Raw genomic sequence first — 12,391 nt, 5'->3', positions numbered from 1 at the left:
GAAACGCGAGAGGCCGCATGATGCGGCCTCTTTTTTATCTCTTCGCCCTGCCCTCGTCAGGTGGTGAGCCGTTCCAGCTCGCCGATCAGCCAGATGGCCTCGGCACGGTGGCTGCCGCACACATCCATCATGGGGCGAAAACCGCCGCACACCGCCGGCCGCTCCGGTTGACCGAAGATCTTGCAGCCGAGGGCGCTATCGAGCTGGATACAGGGGACGCCAGCCGGCTTGCCATCTGGCATACCGGGAATGGCACTGCTGATACTGGGGGCGATGCAACAGGCAGCGCAGCCGCTACGACACTCCATAGACTCCACTCCTTTGGGACGGTCTGAGCCACCATAGCCGAAGCGGCGGCACAAACGTAGCTGGCGCACAACAAAAAGCCCGACCGCACGGGCGATCGGGCTTCAGACAACACAGCCGGTTCAGCGAGCCATCATCACAGGATGATATCGCGTACCACGCTGTCTTTGCGCTCAAGATAATGGATCGACTTGATACGACGAATGGTGCGCGACTTGCCACGGATCAACAGAGTCTCGGTGGTCGCCATCACGCCATCGCTGGTGATGCCATCCAGCAGATCACCCTTGGTGATGCCGGTGGCGGAGAAGATGACGTTGTCATTCTTCGCCATGTCTTCCAGCTTGAGCACCTTGTTCACATCGATACCCAGCGCTTCGCAGCGGGCAATTTCCTGCTCGCCCAGCGCACGCACTTCCGGGCTGTCGCCCTTGACCCGGTGACGCGGCACCAGACGGGCCTGCATGTCGCCATCCAGCGCACGGATTACCGCCGCGGAGATCACCCCTTCCGGTGCGCCGCCGATGCCATACAGCATGTCGACTTCACTGTCCGGCAGACAGGTGAGGATGGAGGCGGCAACGTCACCATCAGGAATGGCGAACACCCGCACGCCCAGACCCTGCATCTCCTTGATTGCCTTGTCATGACGCGGCTTGGCCAGGGTAATGACGGTCAGACGGGAGAGCGGCTTGCCCAGCGCCTTGGCCACGGACTTCAGGTTCAGCTCGAGAGCCTGATCCAGGTCGATGGCGCCTTTGGCCTTGGGCCCGACGATCAGCTTTTCCATGTACATGTCAGGTGCTTTCAGGAAAGAACCCTTGTCGCCCACCGCCAGCACGGCCAGCGCGTTGGCCTGACCCATGGCGGTCATACGGGTACCCTCGATGGGATCGACCGCGATATCCACCGCGTCGCCGTGTCCGGTACCGACCTTCTCGCCGATATAGAGCATCGGCGCTTCATCAATTTCACCTTCGCCGATCACAATCTCACCATCGATCTCGATCTGGTTGAGAATGTGGCGCATGGCCGCTACGGCCGCCCCATCAGCGATATTCTTGTCACCACGTCCGAGCCACTTGTAGCCAGCCAGTGCAGCCGCTTCCGTCACTCGGGAAAACTCGATTGCCAGTTCACGTCTCATCGCATATCCAACCTATGGAGCTCGAAAACGGGCGGCATTCTACCACAAGGGCAAACCTTTGCGCACAAAAGTAGCTGCCAGGTGCATAAATGTAGCCAATTCATCCAATTGCAACCCAATTGCCATCGACTCTTCATCCAGTTGTCACCCCGCTGTCATGCATCTTCCCTAGGATGGCCCCGTCTTCAAAACAAAAGCTTGCAACACAAGGGATTAAGATGAAAAAGCTGACTTTAGTGGCACTGGCTCTGACCGCCGCCTTCCAGGCGCAAGCCGTTGAGGTGTATAAAAATGATACCGCCATGCTGGATCTCTATGGCCGCATCTACGCCGGTCAATTCTTCGGTGACAAGAAAGAAAACGTCGATACCGCCAACCCGAATGGCACCAAGGATTACAGCGCCAAGCAAGGGGCTAACCAGTTTGTCCGCTTCGGTGCCAAGGCCGAGACCCAGATCCAGAGCGGTCTGAAGGCGCTGGCCCAGTACGAAGTGCAGATGTACATCAACGACAGCGAGAAGACCATCAGCGAGAGCTCCGACAACCTGCGTACCCGTCTGGCCTTTGCCGGTGTGGGCGCTGACTGGGGTACAGTGACCTTCGGCCGCCAGAAAGGTGCCCCGGGTTTCCTGGCGGACTGGACTGATGTCTCCCTCTCTGACGGCTACGGTAACGAAGCGCTGGGTGCAAAGACCGACACCTTCGCCACCAACCGCGCCGGTTCCGTACTGAAATACTCCGGCCTGTTCAATGGCTTCCAGCTCGACACCAGCTACAAGTTCGACGGTGGTGACACCGAAGAGACTACCAGCAAGGATAGCGACGCGGCCTACGGAGCAGCCGTGGCCTATACCTTCCCTTTCAACCTGTCGCTGGGTACTGCCTATAACGTCGGCCTGCGCGACAAGAGCGGTGAAGAAGATGCAAAACTGTGGCTGATCTCCGCCAAGTTTGACAACAAGGCCGCCTACGCCGCCCTGAGTTATGCCGATGGCAGCGACTTCCTGGCGACCGGCACCGATCACACCGGTTGGGAAGCCGCGCTGGGCTACAACTTCGAGAATGGCTTCGGTCTGATGGCGCTGTGGAACAAACAGGAGCAGGACAAGGCTGGCACCAAGAAAGACAATGTGGATTACTACACCCTGGGAGCCCAGTACAAGTTCAACAAGAACCTGCGGGTGATCGGCGAGTACCGCATCAACAATCTGGACAGCGTTGCCGGCAAAGCGACCGCCAACAAGGATGACTTCCAGCTGGCTGCTCGCTACGACTTCTAATCGAGGTTTTCTGATACCCAAAGCGCGATGGCTTGCCATCGCGCTTTTTCGTCGCTGTTGCTCAGAAAACCACAAACTGGCCTAGGCTCAACAGTAGATGTATCGCCGGAGAGATGATCATGGTCAGGCTGCTTTTCGTCCTGCTCTTGCTGCTGGCTCTTCCCGCTCACGCCCTCAATATCGCCATGGTACTGTGGCGTGGCGAAACCGCCGCCGAGGCGGGCTTTCGGGCCGAACTGACCCGACTTGGCTATCAGACCACCATCACCGTCTACAATGCCAATCAGGATCGCACGGCGCTGGCGACCATGCTACGTCAGCAGATGCTGCCGAAACTGGCCGAATACGACTACATCTACACCTTCGGTACCACAGCCACCACCATGACAAAGAGTTTGGTCGCCAATCGCAAGCCCATGATATTCAATGTGGTTTCAGATCCTGTCGGGGCAGGTTTTCTCTCTGAGGACAAGGCTCAGAACAGCATGGTCGCCGGGGTAAGCAATATGGTGCCGATGGCGCTGCAACTGGCCAATGCCAGCAAGTACCTCCCATCGGATAAGCGGCTGCTGCTACCCTTCAACCCGCGGGAGCAAAACACCCTGCTGGTGGCCGACATGCTGATCAACGCGGCCAAAGGTTACCAATGGCAAGTCGCAACCTGGCGTATAGCACCGGATCCAAAGCGACTGGAGAACGAGTTGAAGCGGCTGCAACAGGATGCCAAAAACGACATCGTCTTTCTGGCCGCAGACAGCTATCTGCTCTCCATCGCCCCCCGTTTGCTGAATGCACTCAACGCAGCTGCCATCCCTACCATCTGCAGTGCAGAGCTGTTCGTCGAGCACGGCTGCAGCGTTGGCACCATCAGCAGCTACGAGGCGCTGGGCAAGATGGCCGCAGTAATCATCCATCGCCACCAGCAGGGAACGCAGTTGCAGGATATTCCGCTGCAGACAGATCCCCACCCCAAACTGGTGCTGGGGCAACTGGGCAGCACCACCAAGCAGGAGAAGAACCCCGAGAAACCGAAGCTTTGATAAAGATCTCGGCCAATCAGGCTCCAGGCGGGTATGCTGTTGACCCCATCGCCCGAGAGCCTTTTCCCATGAGCACCACCGTCTTTTTTGCCGTTCTGCTGGCAGCCCTGCTTCACGCCAGCTGGAATGCGCTGGTCAAAATTGGCGAAGAGCGGCTGGTGGGGGTGTCACTGGTGGCGATCTTTTCAGGGCTTATCGCCGCCGTGGCGCTGCTGCCCATGGGGCTTCCCTCTGCTGCCGAGCTGCCCTGGCTCGGCCTCTCAGTCCTGCTCCATATCGGTTACTGCCTGTTTCTCAGCCATGCCTACAATCAGGGCGATTTTGGCCAGATCTATCCGCTGGCCCGTGGCAGTGCCCCGCTGCTCGCCATGGCGTTAAGTGCCATATTGCTGGGGGACTACCCCGGTTACGGCGGCATCATCGGCGCCTGCGTGCTGATCATGGGGGTCTTGCTGATGGCCAGGCGAGGTGGGCAGCAGCGCCTTGACAGCAAAGCGGTTCGGGCGGCTCTGATCACGGCCATGTTCACGGCGACCTATACCCTCTCGGATGGGGCCGGCGCCCGCGCAGGGGGTGAACCGGTACGCTACACCCTCTGGCTCTTTGCCTGTACCGGGCTGGCGATGCTGCTGGTGCTGCTCGTCCACCAAAAGCGCAACGCATGGCGCCATATCCGTCGCCATGCGATGGCGGGAATTGCAGGAGGTGCCATGTCACTGCTCGCCTACGGGATTGTTATCTGGGCCATGACCCAAGCCCCCATTGGCGTGGTCGCGGCTCTGCGCGAAAGCAGTGTGCTGTTTGCCATGCTGCTCTCGGTCTGGCTGCTGAAAGAGCCGCTCGGGCGCATGCGGCTGACGGCGGCGGCCATTATCACTGGCGGCGTGCTGCTGACCCGGCTGGGAGGATAAACGCTGTCGCCATTGGTGCGTATTTATCAGGCAGGATGGCGTAATTCACTCCGCCAAATATGCCGAATACGAATAATGGAAATAAGTGTCGGCCCGGGCGTAAATGTTTACATCCGCAACGTATCAATTAACTGGCAGGTCTGTTTATTTCAACCACAGCTTCATTCGGGAAACTCTTACCTGCCAAGCAGCATTAATGATAAAATCGTTCACAGTTAATTTTCGGCAACGCTGACCAATACCGCGCATGGCACAGACCATGCTACTCCACCCATACGTTCATTGACCGCCTGACGGGTAAGCCAGCCCGGTCAGAGATGACCCGATCGCGCCCGCCACAGCAAGATGGCATGGCGCTACTGCGTTATTAATGGGTCCGGTTTCGTCCGTTTAATTTTTGATTATTTTAAATCCAGCACCATCAGGGAGTTTTTAATATGTCAGCAAAAAAGCTGAAATTGGGCGCCTTTATATTGATGATATTAACATCGGTATTTGGCGTCACTAATATCGGGATCGGTTTTTACCGAATGGGATATGCCGCCATTCCGATGTTCGTGATCGGCGGACTGTTCTTCTTCATCCCGTTCATTTTGATGATGATCGAATTCGGCACCGGTTTTCGCAAAGAGGCAGGCGGTATCTTTACCTGGATGCGCCACTCGGTCTCGACCCGATTCGCCTTTATCGGTCTGACCATGTGGTTCGCCTCCTACGTCATCTGGATGTTTGGCAAGGCGCTTTCCATGTGGGTGCCCCTCTCCTTCATGCTGTTTGGCCGCGACATCACCGTCATCCCGGTCACCCTGGGCACCAGCATCGACTTTGGCCCCTTTATTCTGGGCGTAGTCGCCATCGCGCTGGTTGCCACCGTCACCAAGCTCATCACCTTTGGTAGCGCCCGCTTCGCCAAGGTGGCGGCCATCGGTGGTCTCTCCGTGGTGGCACTCAACGTGTTGCTGCTGGTCGGTGGCGTCTTCACCTTCGCAGTGAGCGGCATGACTCTGCAGGAGCCCTTCACCCAGGCATCGCTGACGGCGTCTCCCAATGCCGCTTTCAACGACATCATCCCCTTCCTCGGCTTTATGGTGTTCGCCATCTTCGCCTACGGCGGGGTCGAGGCGATGGCCGGGGTGGCTGACGAGCTGGAAGATCCCGAGCGCGACCTCAAGCGCGGCATCTTCCTCTCCGGCGCCTTCATCGTGCTCTGCTACATCATCGGCTTTCTGGCGGTCGGCTCCATCATGCGCTGGAGCGACTTCCCGGCCGAGGGGATCACCTCTCTCTCCGCCCTCTTCATCATCATGCTGGAGCTGGGGCGCCATCTCGGTGGCGAGTGGCTGGGACAGGTGTTCATGCGCTTTGCTGGCCTTGGCATGTTCCTGAGCTATCTGGGCGCCTTTATCGCCCTCTCATACGCGCCACTGCGCCAGTTCATCACCGGCACCCCGAGCTACTTCTGGCCGGAGCGTTTCCAGCGCGAGAACGAGAATGGCGTGCGCATTGAAGCCCTCAAGGTGCAAGCCTGGGTGGTCTGTCTGTTCATTGCCGCCAAGTCCATCTTTACCCTGATCAACCCGGAAGGGGCCGCCGCCCTCTACGAGCTGATCATCACCATGACCAACGTCGGCATGACCCTGCCCTACATGTTCCTCATCTACGCCTGGTATCGCTATCGCAACAACCCGGCGCTGGGCAAGGACCTGATCTTCTTCAAGAGCGCGGGCTCGGTACTGCTTGCCACCATCATCAGCCTGATCCTGGTCGCCTTCGGCAACGTCTTTACCGTGGTCGCCCCCTTTATCTCCGGCGATATCTCCACCGGCGTCTGGACCATCATTGGCCCGCTGCTGTTCGTGGTGATCGCCATGCGCTTCAAGATCAAGCAGGAAGATGCCCACTAACCGGCAGGCAATGCTCCATGCCAATCGGGACCGTTCTGGTCCCGATTTTTTTAGCGCCGGCTTCCGCTCGCCATCACGGCCAGTCCATAGTTTCAATGCAAAAAAGACTCTATGGAGACCTCTTTTACGCTCTCCTCGCCGTCAGAGCACGCTCAACGCCGTAAATTATCAATATCAAGGTGAGAATGATTGTGAAGCGCCAGTTCACGACATATAACTTAGCGAGATATCCCTGTATTTCGTCCGGTAGAGCTGATCATGATGATGCGTTCCCTCCTTCCCCTGTTGCTTGGCGCAGTAATGCTGCCGGCCACTATGGACAGTGCCCATGCCAACCCCTTTTCCGCCAGCAGCAAGAGCAGCAGCGGCTTTCTCGAGCGACGGGATGTGCCCAACCTCAGCTCGGCTGCCTTCGTGGTGGCCAACCACAGAACCGGCGAGGTGATCTCCGAGCGCAACGGCAACCGGGTAATGCCCATCGCCTCACTCACCAAGCTGATGACGGCGCTGGTAGTGCTGGATGCCAACCTGCGCCTCAACGAAATGCTCACCGTGACCAATGCCGACATCGACCGCATCAAGGGAACTGGCTCGCGCCTGGCGATAGGTTCCAGGCTCAGCCGCGCCGAAATGCTCCATATCGCCCTGATGTCCTCTGAAAACCGTGCCGCCTCGGCACTGGCCCGCCACTATCCCGGCGGTCAGCGCGCCTTTGTCGAGGCGATGAACGCCAAAGCCCGCATGCTGGGGATGTGGAATACCCACTATGCAGACAGCACCGGGCTCAACCCGCGCAATGTCTCCACCGCGCAGGATCTCGCCAAGCTCGCCGCCGCAGCGGCCTCCTATCCGCTGATCCGCCAGTACTCCACCGACGAGCAGAGTTATGTGCGCACCAACAAGCGTCAGCTGCACTACCTCAACTCCAACCGGCTGATCCGCGAAGGGCAATGGGAGTTCACCCTCTCCAAGACCGGCTATATCCGCGAAGCGGGCCGCTGCCTAGTGCTGGGCACCAAGGTCAATCGTGAGCCGGTGATCATGGTGTTGCTCAATGCCGAGACCACCAACGATCGGGTCGCCGACGCCAAGCGGATCAAAACCTGGCTGGAGAGCTCGGGCAGAACCACCCTGGCCGCCAACCAGAGCAGCATGCTAACTCACCAGTAAGCTCGAGATCCCCAACCAAGCGAGGCGCCCGCCTCGCTTTTTTATCTGCATGAGCGCGCCCAAAAAACGGGAGCCCGCTCCCGTTACAGGTAACACCTTCCACCATCCCGTTACAAAATGTAACTACTCAACAGCGTGATTCACACTAATAGAATCAATTGGTTGTAACCTGGCAGCGAGAATTTTAGCGTGCCATCACAACCCCTGTAACGACGAGCCACCATGCGTATTTCCAGTATCGAGTGCGGGCGGGTGCTGGCCATTCTGGCCGTGATGACCATTCACGTCTCCCCCTTCGCCAATCCGTTCAATCCCGCCCTGTGGGAAAGCGGATCCTGGCTCTGGCTGAGCGGCACCATCAACCAGCTATGCCGCTTTGCCGTGCCGCTGTTTTTCCTCTGTGCCGGTTATTTTCTGCAGCCGAGACTGAGCCGCGAGGCGCCGCTGACCGTGGCCTGGCGCTACTGCCGCCCCTTGCTGCGACTCTGGCTGGTGTGGAGTCTGGTCTACCTGCTGGTGCCGTTCAATCCGCTTGATGCCGTGCAGCAAGGCTATCTGGCCTCCCTGCGCGGACAGTGGCAATTCCAGCTCGGCGACCCCCTCAATGGCTGGCTGGTGGGCGGCATGATCCACCTCTGGTTCCTGCCAGCCCTGGTCATGGCGGTGGCCCTGCTGGCACTCTGCTACCGGCTTGGCAGACCATCGCTCGCCCTCTGGCTGGGTCTTGGCCTTTACCTACTGGCGCTGCTGGGGGGTTCCTATGCCAAGCCGCTGCTGGGCGCCGAGTGGCCACTGCTCACCCGTAACGGCCCCTTCTTCTCCCTGCTGTTTGTGGCGCTCGGGGACCTGCTGCGCCAGCGTCAGTGGCAGCCCGATGCCCGCACCGGCTGGCAACTACTGCTGGCGGGCGTGGCGCTCTATGGCTGTGAAGCCTGGGCGCTGCAGCACTTTGCCGCAGTGCCGCTCACCCGCCACGACTTCCTGCTCGGCTCCCTTCCCTGGGCTATCGGCCTGTTTGGCCTGCTGCTGGCCAACCCCGAGTGGGGCAAGGGCAGCTGGCTTGAGCGCCAGGCCCCCAAAGTGCTCGGAATCTACTGCCTGCACATGATGCTGGTGGTCTGGCTCTTCGTGTTCGGCCCGCAGGGCGCATCCATCCTGTGGGAGATTGCCAAAGTGCCGCTGCTGCTGGGATCGTCTCTGCTGGCCTATCGCCTGATGGCGGCCCTGCCCCTCGCCCATCGACTGCTGCGTACCCACTGAACCCTCCATCCGGCCCGTCCTATCGGGCCGGATGCCTCTTCACGCTTTGTCCCTTTCTCTTCCGCTACGCCCTTTTTCCCTTGCTTCGTTCGCGCGGTTTGCTGCAATGGCTCTGCTTTTCAGCCGAGCTCCCCCGACCGCACAACCCTCCTCCAATGCCCCTATCCATTTTCACCTTGCCAGACAAATGAAAATCAATATCATTGGCATCCCGCTTTGGCGGGTCAGGCTAATTATAATTAAATCAATATGTTCGAGCCGTCAGGTCGACATCCAAAGAGTCAATATTGAATATGCAGCACCCTCACTTTCGCAGAACGCTGGTCTCGCTGGCACTGCTGGGCACCGGCTTCACTGCCCAGGCCACCGATGAAACCATGACTGTGGTTGGCAAACGCTCCCAGCATCAGGAAGTTGCCACCGCTACCCGGACCAATACGCCAGCCAAGCTGGTGCCCCAGACCATCGACAGCGTCAAGGTCAGCGAGCTGACCGCCTTCGGCCAACCGACGCTGAGTGAAGCGCTGAGCGGCATTCCCGGGGTCAACGCCAGCGGTGATACCCGCTTCGACGGGGTCAATATCCGCGGCTTCAGCGCCAGCAACGACTTCTATCTCGACGGATTCCGCGACGACATGCAGTACACCCGGGATCTCGGCAACATCGAGCGGGTGGAAGTGCTCAAGGGCCCGGCTGCCGTGTTCTACGGCCGCGGTAGCACGGGGGGCATCGTCAACCGGGTCAGCAAAAAGCCGCAAAAAGGGCAGGAGTCCAGCGTCACCGCCCGGGTCGGCAGCTTTGACAGTCAGCGACTGGCCGCCGACCTCAATGGTGAGGCGAGTGAGCAGGTGCAACTGCGCCTCAACATGGCGCAAGAGGACAAAGATAGCTTCCGCAACGGCGTGAAGAGCAAGCGCACCCTGCTGGCGCCTTCCGCCAACTGGGAGATCAGCGACAACCTAAACTGGCTGGTACAGTACGAGCGCAACGAACATGACCGCACCCCGGATCGCGGCATTCCCGGGGTCAATGGCCGTCCGGCCGATGTGCCGCGAGAGTATGTCTACAGCGATACCAGCCGCGACTTCATCGATGACGTGGCACAATCCACCCGCTCACGCCTCTCCTGGGATATCAACGATCAGTGGCAGTTGCGCCAGCAGCTCGGTTACTCCACCCTCGACAGCCAGTTTGACAACACCTATGTCACCAGCGTCAAAGGGGATAAGGTGACCCGCTCCCGCTGGCAGCAGGATCTGAAAGCGAAGAACCTGATCAGCAACACCGAGGCCGAGGGTCTGTTCCAGACCGGCCCGGTGGAACATCGCCTGCTGGTTGGCTTCGAGCAGAACTGGCAGGAGCGCACACCCAAGCTCTACCAGAACGCCACCGCCATCCCGTCTGGCAATCTCTACGATCCGGGCTCACTGCCTACCTACAATGGCGCCATGAAGCTCTCCAGCGACGCCAAACACAAGGTGCGCGGCAATGGCCTCTATCTGCAGGATCAGCTCAGCCTGGGTGACTGGCATCTGGTGGGCGGGCTGCGCCGTGACGACTTCACTGTCACCAGTCGCCGCTACGACCTCAACAAGGAGGAGAGCGTCTCGGTCAACAGCCTGAGCCCGCGCCTCGGTCTGGTGTGGAACCCCCTCGAGGATCACGCCTTCTACACCTCCTACAGCAAGACCTTCACTCCGGTGGGCGGCGAGCTGATCGGCATCACCCCAGGTGACAAGAACAACGGGCTGGAACCCCAGCACACCCGCCTCTACGAAGGTGGCGTGAAGAGTGACTGGCTGAACGGCAAGCTGGCGACCACTCTCTCCCTCTATCGACTGGAGATGTACAACAAGCGCACCAAGGATCCGCTGGATCCCACCAAGGTGATCCTCACCGGCCTGCAGCGTACCGAAGGGGTCGAACTGAGCGCCCGCGCCGAGCTGACCGACGAGATCTATCTGCGTGGCGGCTTCGCCATTCAGGATGCCGAGCAGGTCAAGGCGGATGCGGATCTGCAGGGCAAGCGCCCGATGAACGTCTCCCGCCAGAATGGCCAGTTCTATCTCGGCTACAAGAGTGGCGAGCAGGGCTGGTTCGGTGAAACCGGCGTGACGGCGGTGGGCGATCGCTTCGCCGACAACGCCAACACCACCACACTGCCCGGTTACGCCCGCTTCGATGCGCGCGCCGGTTATCGCTGGCAGCAGTGGGAAGCCGAGCTGAGCGCCGAAAACCTGACCGACCACGAGTACTTCGTCAGCGCCACCAGTGCCACCCAGATCATGCCGGGTACGCCCCGTCAGCTGAGCCTGACCGGAACCTACCGCTTCTGATCTCTGTGACAACCACCCCGACTGGCCAGCCCTTGCTGGCCAGTTTTTTATGAAGCAACCACGATGAAACGCAGAAGAGTTCCCCTTCACAACAACAAATGGGTACGCCGCCTCCATGCCTGGGCCGGTTTTTTTACCCTCGCCCTGATGCTGATGTACGGCATCACCGGTCTCTGGCTGCAACACCGTGCCGTGTTGCCCATTCCCGGCCCCCACACCGACAAATCGAGTGAAGAGATAGTACTGGAGGCGCCACTCGCCAGCCCGGAGCAGCTGAAAAGCCTGCTGCAACAGCGCTATCCCGATACCTTTGCCGACGGGCGAACCATGATCACCCCGGCCCAGACCCTGCCCACCCCGAACGGCCCGCTCACCCTGCCCGCCGAGTGGGAGATGCGCGGCGTTACCCTCAGCCAGAGCGTGGCCGCCAGCTATGTCGAGGGTACCTTGCTGGTACGTACCGACCTGCAACTGGCCAACTTTGCCGCCAGCCTCAACCGGCTGCACCGCGGTATGGGCACCGGCCTCGGCTGGCAGCTGTTTAGCGATATCGCCGCCCTGGCCCTGCTGCTGCTCGCCCTCACCAGCCTGTTTATGTGGACCAAGCTGCACGGCACACCCAGAGCCATCATCGCGCTGACACTCGCTGGCACCCTCGGCACCCTGCTGTTTGCCCTGCTGGGATAACGCAGCAACCATGATCTGATGCAGTAAGGTTTGGAAAGAAAACCGCAATAGAAACAAGCCGCTGGCGGTGATGTCGGCGGCCACATCAAGAAAAGGAAATAACGGAGAGCGGGAAAAGAGAAGGGATACCAAGAGGTAACGGGAAGTACTGCCAGCTCAACAGTAACGCCCCAAAAGCGTAGAAACGCCAAAAAACAAAAGGCCATCATTGCTGATGGCCTTTTGTCATGAATTTGATGGTGCCCGGGGTCGGACTCGAACCGACACGGTTATTCACCGGCGGATTTTGAATCCGCTGCGTCTACCGATTTCGCCACCCGGGCAACTGCGAGGGATTATACGAATGGCGC

At 59.4% G+C, this 12,391-nt stretch carries 10 protein-coding genes and 1 tRNA gene; 8 read left to right on the top strand and 3 right to left on the bottom strand.

Annotation, left to right across the window (positions count from 1 at the left end):
* Positions 1-56: 56 nt before the first annotated feature.
* Both G5253_RS18120 and glpX read right to left on the bottom strand, forming a co-directional pair.
* Positions 57-308, bottom strand: coding sequence for a YkgJ family cysteine cluster protein (locus G5253_RS18120; RefSeq protein WP_005336384.1), 252 nt, complete (start codon positions 306-308; stop codon positions 57-59).
* Positions 309-442: 134 nt separating this feature from the next.
* On the bottom strand, positions 443-1,453 hold the full coding sequence (gene glpX, locus G5253_RS18115; protein ID WP_005336386.1) for a class II fructose-bisphosphatase: 1,011 nt from the start codon (positions 1,451-1,453) through the stop codon (positions 443-445).
* A 218-nt stretch (positions 1,454-1,671) separates the two neighbouring features.
* Between glpX and G5253_RS18110 the strand changes: the two genes are divergently transcribed.
* From G5253_RS18110 to G5253_RS18075, 8 genes are all read left to right on the top strand, one after another.
* Complete coding sequence (locus G5253_RS18110; protein WP_421203912.1) at positions 1,672-2,733, top strand: porin; 1,062 nt, start codon at positions 1,672-1,674, stop codon at positions 2,731-2,733.
* 119 nt (positions 2,734-2,852) lie between these two features.
* Complete coding sequence (locus G5253_RS18105; protein WP_266134540.1) at positions 2,853-3,773, top strand: ABC transporter substrate-binding protein; 921 nt, start codon at positions 2,853-2,855, stop codon at positions 3,771-3,773.
* Positions 3,774-3,841: 68 nt separating this feature from the next.
* A complete protein-coding gene (locus tag G5253_RS18100) occupies positions 3,842-4,684 on the top strand; it encodes a DMT family transporter (protein WP_266134539.1) in 843 nt (280 codons plus the stop codon).
* A gap of 437 nt (positions 4,685-5,121) precedes the next feature.
* Positions 5,122-6,588: a glutamate/gamma-aminobutyrate family transporter YjeM gene (yjeM, locus tag G5253_RS18095; RefSeq protein ID WP_266134538.1), complete on the top strand. Its 1,467-nt coding sequence runs from the start codon at positions 5,122-5,124 to the stop codon at positions 6,586-6,588.
* A 258-nt stretch (positions 6,589-6,846) separates the two neighbouring features.
* Positions 6,847-7,758, top strand: a complete 912-nt coding sequence (gene pbpG / locus G5253_RS18090; RefSeq protein ID WP_042053464.1) for a D-alanyl-D-alanine endopeptidase — start codon at positions 6,847-6,849, stop codon at positions 7,756-7,758.
* A 222-nt stretch (positions 7,759-7,980) separates the two neighbouring features.
* Positions 7,981-9,018 carry an acyltransferase gene (locus G5253_RS18085; RefSeq protein WP_266134537.1) on the top strand — a complete coding sequence of 346 codons (1,038 nt, stop codon included), beginning with the start codon at positions 7,981-7,983 and terminating at the stop codon, positions 9,016-9,018.
* 293 nt (positions 9,019-9,311) lie between these two features.
* Positions 9,312-11,354: a TonB-dependent receptor gene (locus G5253_RS18080; RefSeq protein ID WP_421203928.1), complete on the top strand. Its 2,043-nt coding sequence runs from the start codon at positions 9,312-9,314 to the stop codon at positions 11,352-11,354.
* Positions 11,355-11,375: 21 nt separating this feature from the next.
* Positions 11,376-12,041 (top strand): PepSY-associated TM helix domain-containing protein, encoded by a 666-nt coding sequence (locus G5253_RS18075; protein WP_323137667.1) that lies wholly within the window; start codon positions 11,376-11,378, stop codon positions 12,039-12,041.
* A 237-nt stretch (positions 12,042-12,278) separates the two neighbouring features.
* Here the strand turns inward: G5253_RS18075 and G5253_RS18070 are convergent.
* Positions 12,279-12,364: transfer RNA gene (locus G5253_RS18070), tRNA-Leu, on the bottom strand.
* Positions 12,365-12,391 lie beyond the last annotated feature (27 nt).

Origin of the sequence: Aeromonas sp. 602658 (assembly GCF_049173005.1) — a bacterium.
GTDB classification, from domain to species: Bacteria; Pseudomonadota; Gammaproteobacteria; order Enterobacterales; family Aeromonadaceae; genus Aeromonas; species Aeromonas veronii_A.
Note: the sequence above shows the minus strand (reverse complement) of the source record. Positions and strands in the feature narration are given on the sequence as shown.